Raw genomic sequence first — 22,297 nt, 5'->3', positions numbered from 1 at the left:
ACGACGGGCGACGGGTACCACCGGCACCGGGTTGTCGGGAGGACCTCCTAGGGTGGACGGGTGCCGTCGTCCCGCTCCTCCCGAGGCCCGTCGTCCTACCGGCCGGAGCCGGGGTCGATCCCCACGCAACCCGGCGTCTACCGCTTCCACGACGCCGCCGGCCGCGTCATCTACGTCGGCAAGGCCAAGAACCTGCGGTCCCGCCTGTCCAGCTACTTCCAGGACGTCGCGAACCTGCACCACCGCACCGCCACGATGGTCACCACCGCGGCGGGCGTGGAGTGGACGGTGGTCAACACCGAGGTCGAGGCGCTGCAGCTGGAGTACTCCTGGATCAAGGAGTTCGACCCCCGCTTCAACGTCAAGTACCGCGACGACAAGTCCTACCCCTGGCTGGCGGTCACCGTCGGTGAGGAGTTCCCCCGGGTGATGGTGGGGCGGGGCGCCAAGCGCAAGGGCACCCGCTACTTCGGCCCCTACAGCCATGCCTGGGCGATCCGCGAGACCGTCGACATCCTGCTGCGGGTCTTCCCGATGCGCTCGTGCAGCGCCGGGGTCTTCAAGCGCTCCGCCCAGGTCGGACGCCCGTGCCTGCTGGGCTACATCGAGAAGTGCAGCGCCCCGTGCGTCGGCCAGGTCAGCGCCGAGGAGCACCGCCGGATCGTCGACGACTTCTGCTCCTTCATGGCCGGTCAGACCCGGCCGTTCCTCAAGCGCATCGAGCGCGAGATGTACCAGGCCTCCGACGACCTCGAGTTCGAGCGGGCCGCCCGGCTGCGCGACGACCTCGGCGCCCTCGAGCGGGCGCTGGAGAAGCAGGCGGTGGTGCTCGGCGACGGCGCCGACGCCGACGTCATCGCCCTCGCCGAGGATCCGCTGGAGGTCGCGGTGCAGATCTTCTACGTGCGCGGCGGCCGCATCCGGGGCCAGCGCGGCTGGGTCGCCGACCGGGTCACCGACGGCACCACCGCCGAGCTGGTCGAGGACTTCGTGCTCCAGTTCTACGCCGGCGACCCCGAGTCGGTGCCGAAGGAGATCCTGGTGCCCGAGCTGCCGCCGGCCGCCGAGACGCTGGAGTCGCTGCTGGGCGAGCTGCGGGGCAGCAAGGTCCAGATCCGGGTGCCCCAGCGCGGCGACAAGCGCACGCTGCAGGAGACGGTCGCCACGAACGCGGCCCAGTCGCTGGCGCTGCACAAGACCAAGCGCGCCAGCGACCTCACCACCCGCAACCGCGCCCTGGAGGAGATCCGCGACGCGCTCGACCTCGACGAGGCACCGCTGCGGATCGAGTGCTTCGACGTCTCCAACCTGCAGGGCACCGAGGTGGTGGCCTCCATGGTGGTCTTCGAGGACGGACTGGCCCGCAAGGGCGAGTACCGGCGCTTCGTCATCCGCGGCGTCGACGGCCAGAACGACGTCGCCTCCATGCACGAGGTCATCACCCGACGCTTCCGGCGCCTGCTCGACGAGCAGGCCACCTCCGAGGTCCGCGAGGGCGAGGGCGGGGGACCGCTGCTGGTCGATCCCGAGACCGGCCGCCCGCGCAAGTTCGCCTACGCCCCCGGCCTGGTCGTCGTCGACGGCGGCCCGCCGCAGGTCGCAGCCGCCCAGCAGGCGCTCGACCAGCTCGGCATCGACGACGTCCCGGTGTGCGGGCTCGCCAAGCGGCTGGAGGAGGTGTGGCTGCCGGGCCAGGAGGACCCGGTCATCCTCGCGCGGTCCTCCGAGGGCCTCTACCTGCTCCAGCGGGTGCGCGACGAGGCGCACCGCTTCGCCATCGCCCACCACCGCGGCCGTCGCTCGCGCACCATGGTCGAGAGCGTGCTCGACGACGTCCCCGGCCTGGGCGAGGTCCGGCGCAAGACCCTGATGACCCACTTCGGCTCCCTCAAGCGGCTGCGCGAGGCCGACGTCGAGGACATCGCCCGGGTGCCGGGCATCGGGCCGCGCACGGCGGCGGCCATCAAGGATGCGGTCACCGCGGCGTCCGGGAGCGGGCAGACTGTCGCCGTGAACACCGCCACCGGAGAGATCGTCGAGTCGTGAGCGACCAGCCCCCCGTCCTCACCGTCGTCCCCGACCCGCCGAGCGGCGACCGCCCGGCGCAGCCGCAGGGCGAGCTCGTCGTCGTCACCGGCATGACCGGCGCGGGACGCAGCACCGCGGCCAAGGAGCTGGAGGACCTCGGCTTCTTCGTCGTCGACAACCTCCCGCCCAGCCTGCTCCCCGACGCCGTGCGCCTCATCGACCAGGCCCACGGCACCGCGCAGCGGCTCGCCGTCGTGGTCGACGTCCGGTCGGGCTCGTTCTTCGCCGCGCTGCGCACCCACCTGGCCCAGGGGGTGCCCTCGCGTCGCACGACCCTGCTCTTCCTCGACGCCCCCGACGAGGTCCTCGTGCGCCGCCAGGAGGCCGCGCGGCGTCCCCACCCGCTGCAGGGCACCGGCCGCCTGCTTGACGGTCTCACCCGCGAGCGGGCGGTCCTGGCCGACCTGCGCGGCGAGGCCGATCTCGTCATCGACACCGGGGCGCTCAACGTCCACCAGCTCACCGAGCGGGTGGCCGCCGCCTTCGGCACCCCGCAGGGCACCTCGCTCAAGGTCACCGTGGTCAGCTTCGGCTTCAAGTACGGCATCCCGGTGGACGCCGACTACCTCGCCGACATGCGGTTCCTCCCCAACCCGTTCTGGATCCCCGAGCTGCGCAGCCACACCGGCCGCGACAGCGACGTCGCCGAGTACGTGCAGACGCGACCCGGCGCCGCGGAGTTCCTCGACCAGTACGTGCCGCTGCTGCTCGGCGTCGGCGAGGGCTACCTGCGCGAGGGCAAGCGCTTCATGCGGGTCGCGATCGGCTGCACCGGCGGCAAGCACCGCAGCGTCGCGATGAGCGAGGAGATCGCACGCCGCCTGAGCGAGCGCGGTCACGCCGCGCGGGCCATCCACCGCGACCTCGGGCGCGAGTGAGCGCGCGATGACGACCCCGGCGCAGCCGGGCGCGGAGCAGCGCGCCCAGTCCGTGGTGGCCCTCGGCGGCGGCCACGGGCTGTTCGGCTCCCTCAGCGCGCTGCGGCAGCTGCTCGACGACCTCACCGTCGACCAGTTGACCGCCGTCGTCACCGTGGCCGACAACGGCGGATCCTCCGGCCGGTTGCGCGGCGAGTTCGGCGTGCTGCCGCCCGGCGACCTCCGCATGGCGCTCGCCGCGCTGTGCGGCGACCACGAGTGGGGCGACACCTGGGCCCGCGTGCTGCAGCACCGCTTCGCCGGCGACGGTGAGATGCGCGGCCACGTCGTCGGCAACCTGCTCATCGTCGGCCTCTGGGAGCTGCTCGGCGACCACGTCGACGCCCTCGACTGGGTCGGCCGGTTGCTCGGCGCGCGCGGCCGCGTGCTGCCGATGGCCCTCGAACCGATGGACATCACCGCCGACGTGCGCGGCCTCGACCCCACCGACCCCGACGCCCTCACCAAGGTGCGCGGCCAGGTGGAGGTCGCCACCACCGACGGCGTCATCACCTCGATCGCGCTCGAGCCCGCCGAGCCCGCGGTCAGCCCCGCGGTGCTGCAGGTCATCGAGGATGCCGACTGGGCCGTGCTCGGCCCGGGGTCGTGGTTCACCTCCGTGCTGCCGCACCTCATGGTGCCCGCACTGCGGGCCGCCCTGAGCCGCACGGCGGCGCGGCTGGTCGTCGTCCTCAACCTGGAGGAGCAGGCGGGGGAGACCGGGGGGTTCGCGCCGGCCGACCACCTCACCGCGCTCGTCGAGCACGCTCCCGGTCTGGAGATCCACTCGGTGCTCGCCGATCGACGGAGCGTGGGCGACGGACTGGCCGACCTCGAGGAGACGGTCGCCGCGATCGGCGCTCGGCTCGTGCTCGACGACGTCGCCGCCGACGACGGCACGCCCCGTCATGACGCGACGAAGCTGGCTCGCGCCTACGCGCGGATCTTCGCCGCGGGGTGAGCCGACCGCCTCGCGGCCCCACCGCCCGGGCTGCGAGGGTTGTTGACCGGCGTGGCAGGATCAGCCGCATGGCGATGACGGCTCAGGTGAAAGCGGAACTGGCCAGCACTCCCATCACCAAGGCCTGCTGCCGCAAGGCGGAGGTCGCCTCGACGCTGCGCTTCGCCGGCGGCCTGCACATCGTGGGCGGACGCATCGTGGTGGAGGCCGAGCTCGACACGGGTGCCGCCGCGCGCCGCCTGCGCCGCGACATCGCGGAGATCTACGGTCAGAGCTCCGACGTCGTGATGGTGCAGGGCAACGGCCTGCGCAAGGGCAGTCGCTACATCGTGCGCGTCGCGCGCGACGGTGAGGCGCTCGCCCGCCAGACCGGCCTGCTCGACCAGCGCGGACGACCCGTGCGCGGCCTGCCCCCCGCCGTGGTGTCGGGCGGTGCGTGCGACGCGGTGGCCGCGTGGCGCGGGGCCTTCCTCGCCCACGGCTCGCTCACCGAGCCCGGCCGCTCCTCGTCGCTGGAGGTCACCTGCCCCGGCTCGGAGGCGGCGCTCGCCCTCGTCGGCGTCGCGCGGCGCCTCGGCATCGGCGCCAAGGCGCGCGAGGTGCGCGGCGTCGACCGCGTCGTCATCCGCGACGGCGACGCGATCGGCCAGCTGCTCACCCGGCTCGGCGCCCACGAGTCGCTCATGGCCTGGGAGGAGCGGCGCAAGCGCCGCGAGGTGCGCGCCACCGCCAACCGCTTGGCCAACTTCGACGACGCCAACCTGCGCCGCTCCGCGCGCGCCGCCGTCACGGCCGGCGCCCGCGTGGCCCGCGCCATGGAGATCCTCGGCGAGGAGGTGCCCGACCACCTCAAGATGGCCGGCGAGCTGCGCCTCGAGCACAAGCAGGCCTCCCTCGAGGAGCTCGGCCAGCTGCACGAGCCGGTGCTCACCAAGGACGCGATCGCGGGGCGGATCCGACGTCTGCTCGCGATGGCCGACAAGCGCGCCGAGGACCTCGGCATCCCTGACACCGAGGCGTCGCTGACGCCCGAGATGCTCGCCGGCGACGCCTGAGCCGACGGTGTCCGCGGCCCTCGGACCGCTCCCGCGCGTCGCGCAATGTTGTTTTGCCTTCGATCATGTTGTTACTTGCCCGTATCGCGGGATCGTCACGTGCCCGGTGGGTACCGGAGGGCTAGTGTCGGCGTTGTGACCGCATGACCTGCGTCACAAGTGCGCCTCGACCCACCCGAGACCATCCGGCGCCACCGCGTCGGCGACGAAGGAGCCACCCCCAGTGACCGTGCGCGTAGGCATCAACGGATTCGGCCGCATCGGCCGCAACTTCTTCCGCGCGGTGCGAGCCGCCGGCGTCGACATCGAGATCGTCGGCGTCAACGACCTCACCGACAACGCGACCCTGGCCCACCTGCTGAAGTACGACTCCGTGCTCGGCCCGCTCGGCGTGGAGGTGACCTCCACCGACAAGGCGATCGTCGTCGACGGCGTCGAGATCCGCGCCTTCGCCGAGCGCGACCCCGCGGCCCTGGGTTGGGGCGAGCTCGGCGTCGACGTCGTGATCGAGTCCACCGGCTTCTTCACCGACGCCACCGCCGCCCGCGCCCACGTGGACGGCGGCGGCGCACGGCGCGTCATCATCTCCGCGCCCGCCAAGAACGAGGACCTCACGGTCGTGATGGGCGTCAACCACGGGCTCTTCGACCCGGCGCAGCACGTCGTGCTCTCCAACGCCTCCTGCACCACCAACTGCCTCGCGCCGATGGCGAAGGCGCTCAACGACGGTCTCGGCATCGTCAAGGGCCTGATGACCACGGTGCACGCCTACACCGCGGACCAGAACCTGCAGGACAACATCCACCGCGACCTGCGTCGTGCTCGCGCCGCGGCGCTCAACATCGTGCCGACCTCCACCGGCGCGGCGAAGGCGCTCGGCCTCGTGCTGCCTGAGCTGAAGGGCAAGCTCGACGGCTACGCGCTGCGCGTGCCCACCCCCACGGGTTCGCTGACCGACCTCTCCTTCGAGGCTGCCCGCGACACCTCGGTGGAGGAGGTCAACGAGATCATGCGTGCGGCCGCCGACGGGCGGATCATCCGCTACTCCACCGATCCGATCGTCAGCTCCGACATCGTCTCCGACCCGGCGTCCTGCATCTTCGACGCGCCGCTCACCAAGGTGATCGGCAACCAGGTCAAGGTGGCCGGCTGGTACGACAACGAGTGGGGCTACTCCAACCGCCTCGCCGACCTCGTGCTGCACATCGGCCGGAGCTGAGATGCGGGCCCGTCCCGTCGTGAGCCGCCGCGCCACGACGGGCGCCGCCCCCGCTACGCTCCGCCTGTGACTGCCGTGAACGCATCCAGCGCCGAGTTCCTCGCGGGGGTGACCGGCCGCCGCGTGCTGGTCCGCTCCGACCTCAACGTGCCGCTCGAGGGCACCACCATCACCGACGACGGCCGCATCCGCGCCAGCGTGCCGACCATCCGCGCGCTCGCCGAGGCCGGTGCCCGCGTGGTCGTGGTGGCCCACCTCGGCCGCCCGAAGGGCGCACCCGACCCGGCCTACTCGCTGGCGCCGGTCGCGGCTCGCCTCGGCGAGCTGCTCGGTCGCGAGGTCGCCTTCGCCGCCGACACCGTCGGGTCGTCGGCCCAGGAGACCGTCGCGGGCCTGGCCGACGGTGACGTCGCCCTGCTCGAGAACGTGCGCTTCAACGCGGGCGAGACCAGCAAGGACGACGCCGAGCGCGGAGCCTTCGCCGACGAGCTCGCCGCCCTCGCCGACGCCTTCGTGAGCGACGGCTTCGGCGTGGTTCACCGCAAGCAGGCCAGCGTCTACGACGTCGCACAGCGCCTGCCGCACGCAATGGGCGGCCTCGTCGCGGCGGAGATCGACGTCCTGCGCCGGCTCACCATCGAGCCGGAGCGGCCCTACGTCGTCGTTCTCGGCGGCTCGAAGGTCTCCGACAAGCTGGGCGTGATCGACAACCTGCTCGGCAAGGCCGACAAGCTGCTCATCGGTGGCGGCATGGTGTTCACCTTCCTCAAGGCCCAGGGCCACGAGGTCGGCACGAGCCTGCTCGAGGAGGACCAGCTCGACACGGTGCGCGCCTACCAGGCGCGCGCTGACGAGCTCGGCGTCGAGATCGTGCTGCCCACCGACATCGTGGTGGCCGACTCCTTCGGCGACGAGGCCTCGGCGCGCGTGGTCGCTGCCGACGCCATCCCCGCCGAGACCCTCGGCCTCGACATCGGACCCGCCTCCGGCGAGGCGTTCGCCGCGGCGCTCGCCGACGCGCGCACCGTCTTCTGGAACGGCCCCATGGGCGTCTTCGAGCAGCCCGCCTTCGCGGAGGGGACCCGCGCGGTCGCGGCCGCGCTCACGAAGGTGCCGGGCCTCTCGGTGGTCGGCGGAGGCGACTCGGCCGCCGCCGTCCGCGCGCTGGGGTTCGACGAGTCCTCCTTCGGTCACATCTCCACCGGCGGCGGTGCGAGCCTGGAGTACCTCGAGGGCAAGGAACTGCCCGGCATCACCGTCCTGGAAGGTTGACCCGTCATGGCCAAGCGCACCCCCGCCCCGTCGGCCCCCGGCGGGCGCACCCCGCTGATGGCGGGCAACTGGAAGATGAACCTCAACCACGCCGAGGCGGTGGGCCTGGTGCAGAAGCTCGCCTGGACCCTGTCGGACAAGCGGCACGACTACGGCCGCGTCGAGGTCGCCGTCATCCCGCCCTTCGTCGACATCCGCTCCGTGCAGACCATCGTCGACGGCGACCGGCTCTCGATCCGCTACGGCGCGCAGGACGTCTCGCGTCACGCCGGCGGCGCCTACACCGGCGAGATCTCCGCCGCGATGCTCGCCAAGCTGGGCTGCTCCTACGCGGTGGTCGGGCACTCCGAGCGCCGCGAGTACCACGCCGAGGACGACGCCCTGGTCGCCGCCAAGGCCAAGGCCGCGCTGGGTGAGGGCATCACGCCGATCGTGTGCGTCGGCGAGGGTCTCGAGGTTCGCCAGGCCGGCGAGCACGTGTCCCACACCCGTGCCCAGGTCGTCGGGTCCCTCGCGGGCCTCAGCGCCGAGCAGGTGGGCGGCCTCGTGATCGCCTACGAGCCCGTGTGGGCGATCGGCACCGGCGAGGTCGCCACCCCGGACGACGCCCAGGAGGTCTGCGCGGCGGTGCGCGCGCAGGTCGGCGAGACCTTCGGTGACGATGCCGCCGCCTCGGTGCGGGTGCTCTACGGCGGCTCGGTGAAGCCCGGCAACGTGGCCGGCATCATGGCCCAGCCCGACGTCGACGGCGCCCTCGTCGGCGGTGCCAGCCTCGACGCCGACGAGTTCGGCGGGATCTGCCGCTATTACGACATGCCGGTGCTCGGCTGAGCGCCGTTCTACCGTAGGATCCTGCGCGTGCTGTCCACGCTTCTCACTGTCCTGCTCGTGATCACGAGCCTGCTGCTCATCCTGCTGGTGTTGCTGCACAAGGGGCGTGGCGGCGGCCTCTCGGACATGTTCGGCGGCGGCGTGTCGAGCTCGCTCGGCGGCTCGTCGGTCGCTGAACGCAACCTCGACCGCTTCACGGTGGGCATCGGCGTCATCTGGTTCGCGTGCGTGATCGCGCTCGGACTGCTGCTCGCCTACCAGAACTGAAACGTCGTCACGAGGCCCGACCCCCGGGCCCCCTGAATGAGGAGAGTGTCCATTGGCAGGTGGAGGCAATGCGATCCGCGGCAGCCGCGTCGGTGCAGGCCCCATGGGCGAGGCCGAGCGCGGTGAGGCCGCTCCGCGGCAGGCGGTGACGTACTTCTGCGTCAACGCCCACCGCTCGGTCATCACGTTCTCGGTCGAGGCCTCCGTGCCCGACTCGTGGGACTGCCCCAAGTGCGGGCTCCCGGCCGGTCTCGACTCCGAGAACGCCCCGCCGGCGCCGAAGATCGAGCCCTACAAGACCCACCTGGCCTACGTGAAGGAGCGCCGCTCCGACAAGGAGGCCGAGGTCATCCTCGACGAGGCGATCCAGCTGCTGCGCTCGCGCCGCAAGTCGGGCGAGATCATCTTCTGAGGCCCCTGCGGGCCACGACCGCGAAGGGACGGCACGATCGCGATGAGTGCCACTCTCACGGTCAGCGGTCTCTCGGCCGGCCACGGGGCCGTGTCGCTCTTCACCGGCCTGGACCTGGTGGTGACCGGCGGCGACCGCGTGGGCCTCGTGGGTCCCAACGGCGCCGGCAAGTCCACGCTGCTGCGCATCCTCGCCGGTGAGGTCGCCCCCGAGCAGGGGTCGTTGTCGCTGGCGCCCACCACCGCCACGGTGGGCCACCTTCCGCAGGAGACCGACCGTCGCGCCGGTGAGTCCGTGCGGGCCTTTCTGGCCCGCCGCACGGGCGTGGCCCAGGCGCAGCGCGACTTCGACGACGCCACCGCCCTGCTGGAAGCGGAGGCTCCCGGCGCGGACGACGCCTACGCCACCGCGCTGGAGCGCTGGCTGGCGCTCGGCGCCCCCGACCTCGACGAGCGAGCAGCGGCCGTGGCCGACGAGGTGGGGCTCGCGGTCGACCTCGACCAGCCGATGACCTCGCTCTCGGGCGGGCAGGCCGCACGGGCCGGCCTCGCCGCGCTGCTGCTCTCCCGCTATGACGTCTTCCTGCTCGACGAGCCCACCAACGACCTCGACCTCGACGGTCTCGACCGGCTCGAGCGCTTCGTGGGCGGGCTGCAGGCGCCCGTCGTCCTCGTCAGCCACGCCCGCGAGTTCCTCGCCCGCACGGTGAACCGCATCGTCGAGCTCGACCTGCACCAGCGCGCGATCAACGTCTACGGCGGCGGGTACGAGGCCTGGCTGCACGAGCGCGAGGTCGCTCGGCGTCACGCCCGCGAGGCCTACGAGCAGTACGCCGACGCCGTGTCGTCGCTGCAGACGCGCGCCACCACTCAGCGGTCCTGGGCCGCCCAGGGCGTGCGCAACGCGCGGCGCAGCATCGACAAGGAGCCCGACAAGAACATCCGCCGCTTCCGTGCGGAGTCGAGTGAGAAGCAGGCCGCCAAGGTCCGCCAGACCGAGCGCCTCATCGAGCGACTCGAGGTGGTCGAGGAGCCGCGCAAGGAGTGGGAGCTGCGCCTCGAGATCGCCGCTGCCCCGCGCTCCGGCGCGATCACCGCCGCCCTGCGCGGGGCGGTGCTCCGTCGCGGCGACTTCGCCCTGGGGCCGGTCGACCTGCAGATCGGCTGGGCCGAGAAGGTCGCGATCACCGGGCCCAACGGCGCCGGCAAGTCCACCCTGCTGGCGGCTTTGCTCGGCCGCCTCGAGCCGGAGGTCGGCGAAGCGCACCTCGGCCCGGGCGTCGTGGTGGGCGAGGTCGACCAGGCCCGCCGCCTCTTCGAGGACGACGCGCCGCTGGTCGAGGCCTTCCAGCGCCAGGTCCCCGACCTCGCACCCGAGCCGATCCGCACCCTGCTCGCGAAGTTCGGGCTCAAGTCCGACCACGTGGGGCGGGCGTCGTCCACGCTGTCGCCGGGGGAGCGCACGCGCGCCGCGTTGGCGCTGCTCCAGGCGCGGGGCGTGAACCTGCTGGTGCTCGACGAGCCCACGAACCACCTCGACCTGCCCGCGATCGAGCAGCTCGAGTCGGCGCTGGCGTCCTTCCCCGGCACGCTGCTCCTCGTCACGCACGATCGGCGGATGCTAAAGGCGGTTGCCACCACCCGTCGACTCGTCGTCGGCGACGGCCGGGTGCGCGAGGTCTGATCCCTCCGGCGCCACGCGCCGTGCTCAGAGTCGCGAGGCGGCCTCGGTGTCGAGGAAGAACGTGGTCTCCACGCGGCCGCGGACGCCGCGGGCGGGCGTCTCTCGCAGCGCTGCGTCGAGGGCATCGTCGCCCTCCACCTCCACCTCCGCCAGCGCCTTGGCGACGGCCTCGGCCTTGCCCTCGCCACTGGCCACCAGCCACACGACGTGGGCACGGTTGAGGGCCGGGTCGGTGAGCGAGACGCGGGCGGGCGGGGGCTTGGGGGAGTCGCTGACCGCCGCGGTCACGCCGTCGGCGTCCAGCTGGCGGGAGTGTGGGAACAGGGAGGCGACGTGGCCGTCGGGCCCGACGCCGAGCATGAGGACGTCGAGCTCGCGCTCGCCGAACTCGGCGGCGTAGGCACGGGCCGCCTCCTCCACCGAGCAGGCGGCGCCGGTGGCCGGCACCTCGTGCACGCGGTGCGCCGGCACCCCGACGGCGTCGAGGAAGGCCGCACGCGCCTGGGCAGCGTTGCGGTCGTCGGAGTCGGCGGCCACGTAGCGCTCGTCGCCCCACCACAGGTCGAGCGCACCCCAGTCGACACCGGCCTCGTCGGCAAGACGCGCGACCTCGCGGTGGACGGCGTCCGCGATCGTGCCGCCGGTGAGGGCGATCTGCGGCACCTGGCCGGAGGCCTGGAGGTCGGCGATGCGGTTGAGCAGCTCGCCGGCCACCGCGGTGGCGAGGGCCTCGGCGTCGTCGTGAACCTCCACGAGCGGCAGGGGGCGGTCGGCGGGCGGGCGGGCGGAGGGATGCTGCGTCGACTCGGTCATCGCGAACGGTGCTCCCGGTAGTAGTGGATGAGCGCCCTGGTCGCCTGGTCCTGCTCGGCGAGCGCGGCGTCATCGGTGATGGCGGGATTGATCTGCAGCGCCAGCTGCTTGCCCAGCTCGACGCCCCACTGGTCGAAGCTGTCGATGCCCCACACCACGCCCTGGGTGAAGGTGATGTGCTCGTAGAGGGCGATCAGCTGCCCGAGCACCGCTGGCGTGAGCGCCGGCGCCATGATCGAGGTCGTGGGGCGGTTGCCGCTGAACACGCGGGCCGGCACAACGTCCTCGTCGGTGCCCTCGGCCCGGACCTCCTCGGCGGTCTTGCCGAAGGCGAGCGCCTTGGTCTGGGCGAGGAAGTTGGCCAGCAGCAGCTCGTGGACGTCGGTGTCGCCGTCCTTGAGGGGATGCGCGGGGGTGGCGAAGGCGATGAAGTCGGCCGGGATGAGGCGCGTGCCCTGGTGGATGAGCTGGTAGAAGGCATGCTGCCCGTTGGTGCCGGGCTCACCCCAGAACACCTCGCCGGTGTCGGTGGTGACGGGCGTGCCGTCCCAGCGCACGCTCTTGCCGTTCGACTCCATGGTGAGCTGCTGGAGGTAGGCCGGGAAGCGGTGCAGCGACTGCGCGTAGGGCAGCACCGCGTGGGTCTGCGCGCCGAGGAAGTTGGTGTACCAGACGTTGAGCAGGCCCAGCAGCGCCGGCACGTTCTGCTCGATCGGCGCTTCGCGGAAGTGCTGGTCGATCGCGTGGACGCCGGCCAGGAAGTCGGCGAACGACTCCGGGCCGATCGCGACCGCCAGCGAGGTGCCGATCGCCGAGTCGACCGAGTAGCGCCCGCCCACCCAGTCCCAGAAGCCGAAGGCGTTCGCGGGGTCGATGCCGAAGTCCTCGACCTTGTCGAGCGCGGTCGACACGGCCACGAAGTGCCGCTGCACGGCCGTGCGCGCGGTCTCGTCGTCGCTGACCGAACCCGCGGCGCGCAGGCCGTCGAGCAGCCAGGTGCGGGCCAGGCGGGCGTTGGTCAGGGTCTCGAGCGTGCCGAAGGTCTTGCTCGACACGACGAAGAGGGTCGTGCCGGGGTCGAGGCCCTCGAGCTTCTGGGCGACGTCCGTGGGGTCGATGTTGCTGACGAAGCGGCACTCGAGGCCGTCGGGCACGATGTCGCGCAGCGCCTCGTAGGCCATGACCGGTCCGAGGTCGGAGCCCCCGATGCCGATGTTGACGACCGTGGCGATGGGGCGGTCGTCGATGCCCCGCCACGCGCCGCTGCGCACCCGCTCGGCGAAGTCGTAGACGCGCTGCAGCACCTCGTGGACGTCGGGCACCACGTTGCGCCCGTCGACCTCCACCACCGCGTCGGCCGGCTGGCGCAGCGCGGTGTGGAGCACCGAGCGGCGCTCGGTGACGTTGATGGCCTCGCCGGCGAACATCGCGTCGCGGCGCTCGGTGAGACCCACCTCCTCGGCCAGCTGCACCAGGGCGGCGAGCACGTCGTCGGTGATCAGGTTGCGCGAGAGGTCGACGTGGAGCTCGGCGGCCGTGCGGCTGAAGCGTGCGGCGCGCTCGGGGTCGGCGTCGAACCAACCGCGCAGGTCGGGTGACAGGCGCGCGGCGAGGTCGTCGAGACGACCCCACGCAGCCGTCGCCCGCGGGTCGGCGGGGGAGGCCACGCGGATCAGCCCTTCGCCTGGTCCATCTGCGCCTGGACGGTCTCGACGAGCTCGGTCCACGACGCCTTGAACTTCGACACGCCCTCGTCCTCGAGGGTGAGGAAGACGTCGTCGACGTCGATGCCGACCTCGCGGAGGCGGTCGAACACCTGCTGGGACTCCTCGGCGCGGCCGCTGACCTGGTCGCCGTCGACCTCGCCGTGGTCGGCGAAGGCCTGGAGGGTCTTCTCCGGCATGGTGTTGACGGTGTCGGCCACCACGAGGTCGCGCACGTAGAGCGTGTCGGGGTAGTCGGGGTTCTTGACGCCGGTGGACGCCCACAGCGGACGCTGCGGCTGGGCGCCGTCGGCGGCGAGCGCCTGCCAGCGCTCGGAGGCGGTGACCTCCTCGAAGGCGGCGTAGGCGAGGCGGGCGTTGGCGAGCGCAGCCTTGCCGCGCAGCTCGAGCGCCTCGGGGCTGCCGATCTTCTCCAGGCGCGCGTCGATCTCGGTGTCGACGCGGGAGACGAAGAACGAGGCGACCGAGCGGATGGTGCTGATGTCGATGCCGGCGGCCTTGGCCTGCTCGAGCCCGGTCAGGTACGCGTCCAGCACGGCGCGGTAGCGCTCGGTGGAGAAGATCAGCGTGACGTTGACGCTGATCCCCTCGGCGATGGCGGCGGTGATGGCCGGCAGACCCTCGAGGGTCGCGGGGATCTTGATGAGCACGTTGGAGCGGTCGACGGCAGCCCACAGCTTCTTCGCCGAGGCGATGGTCGCGTCGGTGTCGTTGGCCAGGTCGGGCTCGACCTCGATCGAGACGCGCCCGTCGTGCACGGTGGACGACGCCAGCGGCGCGAGCACGTCGCACGCGTTGCGCACGTCGTCCGTGGTGAGGGCGAAGATCACGTCGTCGACGCCCGTGCCGTCGGCGACCAGGGAGCGCACCTGCGCGTCGTAGCGCTCGCCGTCGGAGATGGCGGAGGCGAAGATCGTGGGGTTGGTGGTGACGCCGACGACCGAGCTGTTCGCGACGAGGTCGGCGAGGTTGCCGGTCTCGATGCGCTCACGCGAGAGATCGTCGAGCCAGATCGACACGCCCGCGTCGGCGAGCGCCTTGAGTCGGTCGGTCATGGGGGGTCCTCCTGGGGTTCGCGGTGGGGTGGGGCGGTCCAGGTCGCGGTGCCCCTCGAGGCGATCTCGAAACCGGCTCGGCGTCCGCACGGGTGAGGGAGGCCGGGGGAGTCGACGCCGGGAGCGGGGCGGTGACCGGGTGGTGCGGGGGTGCTGCGGTGCTTCGGTGCTGCGGCGGCGAGGTCGGCGGGGCGGGCCGGGTCGGCGGCCCGCCCAGACGCCTCAGCCTCGTGCGGCGGCCGCGATGCTGTCGCGAGCGGCCTGGGTGACGGCCTCGGGGGTGAAGCCGAACTCGCGGAACAGCGTGGCGCCGTCGGCGCTCGCGCCGTAGTGGTCGATGCTCACGATGCGGCCGTGGTCGCCGACGTACTCGCGCCACCCGAGCTTGATGCCGGCCTCGACCGCCACCCGGGCCTTGACCTGCGGCGGCAGCACGCTGTCGCGGTAGGCCTGGGTCTGCTCCTCGAACCACTCCCACGAGGGCATCGAGACGACGCGGGCGCGCACGCCCTCGGCGGCCAGCTGCTCGCGGGCCGCCACGGCCAGCTGCACCTCCGAACCGGTGCCGATGAGGACGACCTCGGGCTCGCCGCCCTCGGCGTCGAGCAGCACGTAGCCGCCCTTGTCGACGTGCTCGGTGGTGGCGTAGCCGTCGGTGCCCCTCGGGAAGGTGGGCACCGCCTGGCGGGTGAGGATCAGCGCGATCGGCCGGTCGGTGTGACGCAGCGTGGCCGCCCAGGCGGCGGCGGTCTCGTTGGCGTCGGCCGGGCGGACGACGTCCAGGCCCGGGATCGCGCGCAGGGCGGCGAGGTGCTCGACCGGCTGGTGGGTCGGGCCGTCCTCGCCGAGGCCGATCGAGTCGTGGGTCCACACGTAGATGACGGGCGCCTTCATCAGGGCCGCCACGCGCACGGCACCGCGCATGTAGTCGGAGAAGGTGAGGAAGGTGCCGCCGAAGACGCGGGTGCCGCCGTGCACGGTGATGCCGTTGAGGATGGCGCCCATGCCGTGCTCGCGGATGCCGAAGTGCAGGACGCGTCCGGCGGCCGGGTCGCCGTCCCACTCGTCGGTGGAGCGGTTCTTCGGCAGGAAGGACGGCGCGTCGGAGATCGTGGTGTTGTTCGACTCCGCGAGGTCGGCCGAGCCGCCCCACAGCTCCGGCATGTGCGGGGCGATCGCGTTGATGACCTTGCCCGAGGCCGCGCGGGTGGCGATGCCCTTGGCGTCGGCCTCGAACACCGGCACGGCGGCGATCGCGGCGTCCGGCACGGCGCGACGGCGCATCCGCTCGAGGACGACGAGCTCGTCGGGGTGCGCGGCGGCCCAGGCGTCGTACTGCTCCTGCCAGGCGGCGTGCTGCTCCTTGCCGCGGGTCACGAGGCCGCGGGTGTGCGCGAGCACCTCCTCAGGGACCTCGAAGCGCTGCTCGGGGTCGAGCCCGAGCACCTTCTTGGTGGCCGCGACCTCCTCGTCGCCGAGGGCGGAGCCGTGGGCCTTCGCGGTGTGCTGGGCGTTCGGGGCCGGCCAGGCGATGATCGTGCGCAGCACGATGATGGAGGGCTTGTCGCTCACGGCGTCGGCCGCGGCGAGCGCCGCGTGAAGCGCAGGCACGTCCTCGGTGTACTCCGTGCCGCCGTTGGTCCAGTCGACGGTCTGCACGTGCCACCCGTAGGCCTCGTAGCGGGCCGCGACGTCCTCGGTGAAGGCGATGTCGGTGTCGCCCTCGATCGAGATGCGGTTCGCGTCGTAGACGACGGTGAGGTTGCCGAGCTCCTGGACGCCGGCGATGGCGGAGGCCTCGGCGCTGACGCCCTCCTGCAGGTCGCCGTCGGAGGCCAGGACGTAGACGTGGTGGTCGAAGGGGGAGTCGCCCTCGGCGGCGCCCGCGTCGAGCAGGCCGCGCTCGCGGCGGGCGGCCATCGCCATGCCCACCGCGTTCGAGATGCCCTGACCCAGCGGGCCGGTCGTGACCTCGACGCCGGCGGTGTGGCCGAACTCGGGGTGCCCGGGGGTCTTGCTGTCCCAGGTGCGCAGGGCCTGGAGGTCAGCGAGCTCGAGACCGAAGCCGCCGAGGACGAGCTGGGTGTAGAGAGTGATCGAGGAGTGCCCGCACGAGAGCACGAACCGGTCGCGACCCATCCAGTCGGGGTCCGACGGGTCGTGCCGCATCACCTTCTGGAACAGCAGGTAGGCGGCCGGCGCGAGGCTCATGGCCGTGCCCGGGTGGCCGTTGCCCACCTTCTGCACGGCGTCCATCGCCAGCGCGCGTGCGGTGTCGACCGCACGGCGGTCGAGCTCGGTCCAGTCCAGCTCCGGGATCATGGATCTGAGCCTACTCACGAGCGTGGTGGATCCGACACCGGCTCGGTACCGGTCAGTAGCCCTCCGCGGGATAGACTGATCCTTGCTTCGACCCCTGCCTGCGAGGACCCTTCGTGACCTACGTCGACCCGACCAGCCCCGAGCTGGTGGCCGGTGACGGCGGCGAGCGTCAGCCCGGTCCGGCCCGGCTGCGCGACGTCGTCGCCGCCTACATCGGCCTCACCAAGCCGCGCGTGATCGAGCTGCTGCTCCTCACCACCGTCCCGGTGATGTTCTTCGCCGCCCGCGGGGTGCCGGAGCTCAGCGTCGTCCTCGCCACGGTGGTGGGCGGCACGCTCTCGGCGGGCTCGGCGTCGGTGTTCAACTGCGTCTACGACCGCGACATCGACGAGCAGATGCGCCGCACGCGCCGCCGTGCGCTGCCGCGCCACATCGTGTCGCCGGGCGCTGCGCTGGTGTTCGGCGTCGTCCTCGCCGTGCTCTCGACGGTCATCCTCGCCGTGGGCGCGAACCCGCTCTCCGCCGGGCTCTCACTGGCGGCGAACGCCTTCTACGTCTTCGTCTACACGATGCTGCTCAAGCGCCGCACCGCCCAGAACATCGTCTGGGGCGGCATCGCCGGCTGCTTCCCGGCCCTCATCGGCTGGACCGCGGTCACCAACGAGCTCTCGTGGGTGCCGATCGTTCTCTTCGCGGTGGTCTTCTTCTGGACCCCGCCCCACACCTGGGCGCTGGCTCTGCGCTACCGCGAGGACTACGCGCAGGTCGACGTGCCCATGCTCCCGGTGATCAAGCCGGCCCGGTCGGTCGCGCTCCAGATCGTCGTCTACAGCTGGGTCATGGTCGGCGTCTCGCTGCTGCTGTGGCCGGTCGCCGACACGGGCCCGCTATACCCGATCACGGCCGCCATCCTCGGTGCTGTCTTCCTCGTCCAGGCCCACGGCCTGCTGCGTCGCGCGCGAGTCAGCGAGGAGCTCAGCGTGCTGCAGCCCATGCGCCTGTTCCACTCGAGCAACCTCTACCTTTCGCTGCTCTTCGTCGCCGTCGCGATCGACCCGCTGCTCCGCTGAGGCGCGCCTGATCTACCGAGCCCCCAGCCGATCTGCTGGGTTCATGCCCGGAAAGCAGCAGATCGGCTGGGGGCCCGGGGAAACCGGCGGCCGCTGACGGTCTCAGGCGACGAGCTCGGCGTCCTTGACAGGGGCGGCGACCCGCGCGCGCGTGGCGAGGACGGCGGCGGTGAGGGAGGCGGCGAAGACGCCGGCGCCGAGCATGTGGATGCCGACCAGCAGCGCGGGCACATCGGTGAAGTACTGCACGAAGCCGAGCACGCCCTGGAGCAGCTCGACGACGAGCAGCGCAGTGACGGCCTGCTGGAGCACGACGAGGCGCCGACGGCGCGCCGTCCACAGCAGGGCGACGGTGAGGGCGAGGAGCACGTAGACCGCCCAGGCGTGGACGTGCGACATCAGCTGGGGATCGAGGCCGTTGCGGGGCGAGTTCTCGTCGCCCGCGTGGGGGCCCGAGCCGGTGACCACGGTGCCGAGGTAGAGGACGACGGCCCCCGCGAGCGCGAGCGCCCACCCCAGGCGGACGACGGACTCCGGCGTCGCCGGACGCTCCGGGCCGCGCAGGTGGTCGAGCAGACGGACGCAGACGGCGACGATCGCCATCGAGATGAGCAGGTGCAGCGCCACGATCCAGGGGTTGAGGTCGGTGAGCACCGTGATGCCGCCGATGATCGCCTGCGCGGGGATGCCCAGGGCGACGATCGTGGCCAGCCGCACGGCCCGGGGGTGGTCGGCGCGGCGGGCGCGGGCGGCGAGCCAGCACGCCACCGCGATGGCGACGAGCACGTAGGTGAGCATCCGGTTGCCGAACTCGATGTAGCCGTGGAGCCCCTGCTCGGGGTGCGTCGTCCATCGGCCGTCGGTGCACTGGGGCCACGTGGGGCAGCCCAGGCCCGAGCCCGTGAGGCGCACCGCGCCGCCGGTGATGACGATCGCGATGTTGGCCACCAGGTTCGCCCAGGCCAGCGGCACGATCCGCTCGCCCAGCGCGTCGCTCAGCCGCGCCATCGGCGACCGGTCGGACGAGCGGTCGAGGTCGGTCAGGCTCATCGGTTCACCCTTCGTGCGATGGCGGAACGGTTCCGCCCTCCAGTGTTCACTCCCATGTGAAGGTCCGCGCGGTCAGCGCCGTGCCGGCCGCGGCCCAGGCCACGAGCACCAGCAGGTCGCGCACGGCGAGCACGCCGTCGCAGGCGCTGCGCACGGCCTCGCCGAGCGCGCCCGAGGGCAGCCAGCGCACGACGTCCCCGAGGCCGCCGTAGTTCTCCGCCGGCAGGACGACGGCCCCGCCGGCGAGCAGCAGCAGGTAGACCAGGTTGGCGGCAGCGAGCGTGGCCTCGGCGCGCAGGGAGCCGGCGAGCAGCATGCCGAGCGAGGCGAAGGCAGCCGTGCCCGCCAAGGTGACGAGCACCAGGGCCGCCACGGATGCGACACCGTCGGGACCGCGCCAGCCGAGGGCGAGCCCCACACCGCCGATCACGAGGAACTGCAGCGCCTGCACCAGCACGAGGGCGACGACCTTGCCGCCGAGGAGCGTGCCGCGCGAGAGCGGGGCGGTGCCGAGGCGCTTGAGCACGCCGTAGCGGCGTTCGAAGCCGGTGGCGATCGCCAGCGAGGTGAACGAGGTCGACATGACCGCGAGGGCGAGCACCCCGGGCGTGAGGACATCGACCGGCGGCCCCGACAGACCGATGTCGACCCGCTCCGCCCCCCGCACGGCACCCACGAGCACGATCACCGGGATCACCACGGCGAGCAGCAGCTGCTCGCCGTTGCGCAGCATCAGGCGGGCCTCCATCGAGGCCTGCGCGACGAGCTGACGACCGACGCTCGCGGCGCCGGGCGCTGGCGCGAAGGCTCCGGTGCCGGTGGTCGACCCGGTGGTCGACCCGGTGGAGCGGTCCAGGGTGGTCACACGCGTTCCTCCCGTCCGGTGAGCTCGAGGAAGACGTCCTCGAGGTTGCGCTGGCCCAGCGAGAGCGACTCGGGCAGCACGTCGACCTCGGCGCACCACGCGGCCACGGTGGCGAGCGTGGTGCCGTCGGCGGGGCCGGAGAGCTGCAGGCTGAGGGGGTCGAGGACGACGAGCTCGGTGCCGTCACCCAGCGCGGCGGCCAGGCGCTCGGGGGAGCCCGGCGGGAAGGGCTGGGTGACGACGAGGCGGATCGTGGCGACCCGTCCGCCGCGGGTCAGCTCCAGCGGCGAGCCGCTCGCCACGAGGCGGCCGCGATCCAGGATGTGCACCCGGTCGGCGAGACGCTCGGCCTCCTCCAGGTAGTGCGTGGTGAGGACGACGGTGGCGCCGTCGGCGCGCAGCTCCTCGAGCAGCTCCCAGACCGCCCGTCGGATCTGGACGTCCATGCCCGCCGTGGGCTCGTCGACGAAGACGAGCTCGGGGCGACCGATCAGGGCCAGCGCCAGCCCGAGGCGCTGCTGCTGGCCGCCCGAGAGCCGCCGGTAGGGCGTGCGCCCGCACTCGTGGAGCGCCAGCCGCTCCATCAGCAGACCGACCTCGAGCGGACGTGCGTGCAGGCGGGCGAAGTGGCGCAGCATCTCGTCGGCCCGCGCACCGCTCCACGCGCCGCCGGACTGCAGCATCACGCCGATGCGGGGGAGCAGCTCGGCGCGCTGGCGGACCGGGTCGAGACCCAGCACCTCCACCCGACCGCCCTGCGGGCGCCGGTAGCCCTCGCAGGTCTCGAGCGTGGTGGTCTTGCCCGCTCCGTTGGGGCCGAGCACGGCGGTGATCGTGTGACGATCGACCTCGAACGACAGACCGTCGACGGCGGTGCGATCGCCGTACCTCATCACCAGTCCGTCGACGCGGACGGCAGGACCTTCGGGCACCTCCCGAGTGTAGATCGAGGGGCCCCGCCCTACGCTGGCGGCTGTGACGACCTGGTCCTACGGTGTGGTGCTCGCCATGGCGGGCGTGGTGGCGATCGTGCTGATCGTCGACCTGGTGCGCGACAGATCGGCCCAGGACTCCCACTACATCGGCATGGGCGTGCTCGCCCTGGCGATGCTGGTGCAGCTGGTCGCGGGCGTCGTCGCCCTGGCCCGCACCGATCGCGACATCGAGGGGGCGGTGTTCGTCAGCTACCTCGTCACCAACCTGCTGGTGCCCGTCGTCGGGGCCGGGCTGTCGCTCATGGAGCGCTCCCGCGTCGGCACGACCATCCTGCTCTTCGCGCTCGTGACCCTCGCGGGCCTCGAGGTGCGCCTCTGGGACGTCTGGCAGGGCCCCCGTGGCTGAGCGCGAGCGCCCCGCCAGCCTCTCGAGCGGCTGGGGGCGCGCGCTGGTCTTCGTCTACGGCCTCTTCGCCGTCGCCGCCACCGGGCGCTCGGCCGTGCAGCTCGGCCTCGAGCCCGACAAGGCGCCGTTCGCCTACACCCTCTCGCTGGTGGCCGCCGTGCTCTACCTGGTCGCCACGACCTGCCTGCTCCTCGGTGGACGACGGGCCTGGCTCGTGGCCGCGGTGGCGGTGAGCATCGAGCTGGTCGGCGTGCTCTCGATCGGCACCCTGAGCTACGTCGACACCGCGCTCTTCCCCGACAAGACGGTGTGGTCGCACTTCGGCCAGGGCTACGGCTTCTTGCCGCTCGTGCTCCCCGTCGCCGGACTGCTGTGGCTGCGCGCCACGCGCGGCACCGTGGCACCCTCGCACGTGTGAGCACCGACACGCCCCGCAGCGACGACCACACCGGCGCCAGCGCCCGCATCGAGCACCTCACCACGCCCGACGGCCGCACCCTCGAGGTGCGTCAGCTGGGCGCCGACGATGCCCCGGCCCTCGTCTTCCACCACGGCACTCCCGGAGCCGCCGCACCGCTCGGCCCCGTCGAGCACGCCGCGTCGTCCAACGGCCTCCGGCTGATCACGGTGTCGCGACCGGGCTACGGCGCCTCGACGCCGCTGCGCGCGCCCGAGCCGGTGCTGGCCGACGTCCACGACACCGTGACGGTGCTGGACCACCTCGGGATCACCGAGTTCGTGACCCTGGGCTGGAGCGGGGGCGGCCCCCGCGCCCTCGCCTGCGCCGCCGCCCTGCCCGGGCGCTGCCGCGCGGCGGCGTCGTGGGTGGGGGTGGCGCCGCGCGTCGGGTTCGACGGCGACTGGCTGGACGGCATGGGGGAGGAGAACCTCGAGGAGTTCGGTGCCGCGCTGGAGGGTCCGGAGGCGCTGCGCGCCCTGCTCGAGCGCTGGCACCCCGACTTCGCGGCCATCGAGGGCAGCGACCTGGTCGCCGGGATGGGCGACCTGCTGCCCGAGGTCGACCAGGCGTTCCTCACCCCGGAGCTCGCCGGCGGCTTGGCGGCGACCTTCCGCCACGCCCTCGCCCCGGGCATCGACGGCTGGTGGCGCGACGACCTCGCGTTCGTCGACGACTGGGGCGTCGACCTGGCGTCGATGACCGTGCCGGTGGCGATCTGGCAGGGCGGCGACGATCGCATGGTGCCGCAGGCCCACGCCACCCACCTCGGCGAGCGGACGGCGGGGGCCGTCGTCCACCTGCTGCCAGGGGAGGGCCACCTGTCGCTGATGGCGCGACTCGACGAGATCGTGGCGGACCTGAGGCGACTCGCCGGCTGGTGAGCGCCGGCGAG

The 22,297-nt window shown here is 72.7% G+C and carries 21 protein-coding genes; 14 read left to right on the top strand and 7 right to left on the bottom strand.

The genetic code is table 11. The annotated features are described in order from the left end of the window. The first annotated feature begins 60 nt into the window (after positions 1–60). The 10 genes from uvrC to ACERUJ_RS11180 all read left to right on the top strand — a co-directional run bounded on the left by uvrC (position 61) and on the right by ACERUJ_RS11180 (position 10,705). Positions 61–2,046, top strand: coding sequence for an excinuclease ABC subunit UvrC (gene uvrC, locus ACERUJ_RS11225; RefSeq protein WP_370248606.1), 1,986 nt, complete (start codon positions 61–63; stop codon positions 2,044–2,046). Beyond that, positions 2,043–2,966, top strand: a complete 924-nt coding sequence (gene rapZ / locus ACERUJ_RS11220) for an RNase adapter RapZ (protein WP_372715307.1) — start codon at positions 2,043–2,045, stop codon at positions 2,964–2,966. The genes uvrC and rapZ overlap by 4 nt, the downstream gene beginning before the upstream one ends. Before the next feature lie 7 nt (positions 2,967–2,973). After that, entirely contained in the window at positions 2,974–3,966 is a 993-nt protein-coding gene (gene yvcK, locus ACERUJ_RS11215; RefSeq protein WP_370248605.1) for a uridine diphosphate-N-acetylglucosamine-binding protein YvcK, read from the top strand. Positions 3,967–4,034: 68 nt separating this feature from the next. Next, the gene (gene whiA, locus ACERUJ_RS11210; RefSeq protein ID WP_370248604.1) at positions 4,035–5,021 is read left to right on the top strand and encodes a DNA-binding protein WhiA; all 987 of its coding nucleotides are present in this window, start codon (positions 4,035–4,037) and stop codon (positions 5,019–5,021) included. A gap of 223 nt (positions 5,022–5,244) precedes the next feature. Then, positions 5,245–6,240 carry a type I glyceraldehyde-3-phosphate dehydrogenase gene (gene gap / locus ACERUJ_RS11205; RefSeq protein WP_370248603.1) on the top strand — a complete coding sequence of 332 codons (996 nt, stop codon included), beginning with the start codon at positions 5,245–5,247 and terminating at the stop codon, positions 6,238–6,240. Positions 6,241–6,315: 75 nt separating this feature from the next. After that, positions 6,316–7,512, top strand: a complete 1,197-nt coding sequence (gene pgk / locus ACERUJ_RS11200) for a phosphoglycerate kinase (protein ID WP_370248625.1) — start codon at positions 6,316–6,318, stop codon at positions 7,510–7,512. A 6-nt stretch (positions 7,513–7,518) separates the two neighbouring features. Next, the gene (tpiA, locus tag ACERUJ_RS11195) at positions 7,519–8,343 is read left to right on the top strand and encodes a triose-phosphate isomerase (RefSeq protein ID WP_370248602.1); all 825 of its coding nucleotides are present in this window, start codon (positions 7,519–7,521) and stop codon (positions 8,341–8,343) included. A gap of 30 nt (positions 8,344–8,373) precedes the next feature. Beyond that, positions 8,374–8,610, top strand: coding sequence for a preprotein translocase subunit SecG (gene secG, locus ACERUJ_RS11190; protein WP_036546316.1), 237 nt, complete (start codon positions 8,374–8,376; stop codon positions 8,608–8,610). Positions 8,611–8,662: 52 nt separating this feature from the next. Then, complete coding sequence (locus ACERUJ_RS11185) at positions 8,663–9,022, top strand: RNA polymerase-binding protein RbpA (protein ID WP_370248601.1); 360 nt, start codon at positions 8,663–8,665, stop codon at positions 9,020–9,022. Positions 9,023–9,064: 42 nt separating this feature from the next. Then, positions 9,065–10,705: an ABC-F family ATP-binding cassette domain-containing protein gene (locus ACERUJ_RS11180; protein ID WP_370248600.1), complete on the top strand. Its 1,641-nt coding sequence runs from the start codon at positions 9,065–9,067 to the stop codon at positions 10,703–10,705. A gap of 24 nt (positions 10,706–10,729) precedes the next feature. Here ACERUJ_RS11180 and pgl read toward each other — a convergent pair whose 3' ends face one another. The 4 genes from pgl to tkt all read right to left on the bottom strand — a co-directional run bounded on the left by pgl (position 10,730) and on the right by tkt (position 16,619). Further along, on the bottom strand, positions 10,730–11,518 hold the full coding sequence (gene pgl / locus ACERUJ_RS11175) for a 6-phosphogluconolactonase (RefSeq protein ID WP_370248599.1): 789 nt from the start codon (positions 11,516–11,518) through the stop codon (positions 10,730–10,732). Beyond that, positions 11,515–13,185 (bottom strand): glucose-6-phosphate isomerase, encoded by a 1,671-nt coding sequence (gene pgi / locus ACERUJ_RS11170; RefSeq protein WP_370248598.1) that lies wholly within the window; start codon positions 13,183–13,185, stop codon positions 11,515–11,517. The genes pgl and pgi overlap by 4 nt, the downstream gene beginning before the upstream one ends. 5 nt (positions 13,186–13,190) lie before the next feature. After that, positions 13,191–14,297, bottom strand: a complete 1,107-nt coding sequence (gene tal, locus ACERUJ_RS11165; protein ID WP_370248597.1) for a transaldolase — start codon at positions 14,295–14,297, stop codon at positions 13,191–13,193. 222 nt (positions 14,298–14,519) lie between these two features. Then, positions 14,520–16,619, bottom strand: a complete 2,100-nt coding sequence (gene tkt / locus ACERUJ_RS11160) for a transketolase (protein WP_370248596.1) — start codon at positions 16,617–16,619, stop codon at positions 14,520–14,522. Between the two features lie 143 nt (positions 16,620–16,762). Here tkt and ACERUJ_RS11155 point away from each other — a divergent pair, with 143 nt between their 5' ends. Further along, positions 16,763–17,689: a heme o synthase gene (locus ACERUJ_RS11155; protein ID WP_370248624.1), complete on the top strand. Its 927-nt coding sequence runs from the start codon at positions 16,763–16,765 to the stop codon at positions 17,687–17,689. 102 nt (positions 17,690–17,791) lie between these two features. Here ACERUJ_RS11155 and ACERUJ_RS11150 read toward each other — a convergent pair whose 3' ends face one another. Genes ACERUJ_RS11150 through ACERUJ_RS11140 form a run of 3 tightly spaced genes read right to left on the bottom strand, consistent with a single transcriptional unit; the run spans position 17,792 to position 20,536 of the window. After that, a complete protein-coding gene (locus ACERUJ_RS11150) occupies positions 17,792–18,739 on the bottom strand; it encodes a heme A synthase (RefSeq protein ID WP_370248595.1) in 948 nt (315 codons plus the stop codon). A gap of 46 nt (positions 18,740–18,785) precedes the next feature. Further along, on the bottom strand, positions 18,786–19,604 hold the full coding sequence (locus ACERUJ_RS11145; protein ID WP_370248594.1) for an ABC transporter permease: 819 nt from the start codon (positions 19,602–19,604) through the stop codon (positions 18,786–18,788). Next, entirely contained in the window at positions 19,601–20,536 is a 936-nt protein-coding gene (locus ACERUJ_RS11140; RefSeq protein WP_370248593.1) for an ABC transporter ATP-binding protein, read from the bottom strand. Before ACERUJ_RS11140 ends, ACERUJ_RS11145 begins: the two co-directional genes overlap by 4 nt. A 43-nt stretch (positions 20,537–20,579) precedes the next feature. Here ACERUJ_RS11140 and ACERUJ_RS11135 point away from each other — a divergent pair, with 43 nt between their 5' ends. The 3 genes from ACERUJ_RS11135 to ACERUJ_RS11125 are packed head-to-tail and all read left to right on the top strand — an operon-like array spanning position 20,580 to position 22,286. Beyond that, a complete protein-coding gene (locus ACERUJ_RS11135) occupies positions 20,580–20,945 on the top strand; it encodes a hypothetical protein (protein WP_370248592.1) in 366 nt (121 codons plus the stop codon). Continuing rightward, positions 20,938–21,363: a hypothetical protein gene (locus tag ACERUJ_RS11130; protein ID WP_370248591.1), complete on the top strand. Its 426-nt coding sequence runs from the start codon at positions 20,938–20,940 to the stop codon at positions 21,361–21,363. The genes ACERUJ_RS11135 and ACERUJ_RS11130 overlap by 8 nt, the downstream gene beginning before the upstream one ends. Continuing rightward, the gene (locus ACERUJ_RS11125; RefSeq protein WP_370248590.1) at positions 21,360–22,286 is read left to right on the top strand and encodes an alpha/beta fold hydrolase; all 927 of its coding nucleotides are present in this window, start codon (positions 21,360–21,362) and stop codon (positions 22,284–22,286) included. The genes ACERUJ_RS11130 and ACERUJ_RS11125 overlap by 4 nt, the downstream gene beginning before the upstream one ends. The last annotated feature ends 11 nt before the right edge of the window (positions 22,287–22,297 follow it).

This window comes from Nocardioides sp. (genome assembly GCF_964228225.1).
GTDB lineage: Bacteria > Actinomycetota > Actinomycetes > Propionibacteriales > Nocardioidaceae > Nocardioides.
This window is presented reverse-complemented; position numbering and strand designations above follow the sequence as displayed.

Coding starts and splice junctions, on each gene's coding strand:
- tpiA (WP_370248602.1), top strand. CDS start 7,519: ATGGCCAAGCGCACCCCCGCCCCGTCGGCCCCCGGCGGGCGCACCCCG.
- whiA (WP_370248604.1), top strand. CDS start 4,035: ATGGCGATGACGGCTCAGGTGAAAGCGGAACTGGCCAGCACTCCCATC.
- pgl (WP_370248599.1), bottom strand. CDS start 11,518: ATGACCGAGTCGACGCAGCATCCCTCCGCCCGCCCGCCCGCCGACCGC.
- tkt (WP_370248596.1), bottom strand. CDS start 16,619: ATGATCCCGGAGCTGGACTGGACCGAGCTCGACCGCCGTGCGGTCGAC.
- tal (WP_370248597.1), bottom strand. CDS start 14,297: ATGACCGACCGACTCAAGGCGCTCGCCGACGCGGGCGTGTCGATCTGG.
- yvcK (WP_370248605.1), top strand. CDS start 2,974: ATGACGACCCCGGCGCAGCCGGGCGCGGAGCAGCGCGCCCAGTCCGTG.
- ACERUJ_RS11180 (WP_370248600.1), top strand. CDS start 9,065: ATGAGTGCCACTCTCACGGTCAGCGGTCTCTCGGCCGGCCACGGGGCC.
- ACERUJ_RS11150 (WP_370248595.1), bottom strand. CDS start 18,739: ATGAGCCTGACCGACCTCGACCGCTCGTCCGACCGGTCGCCGATGGCG.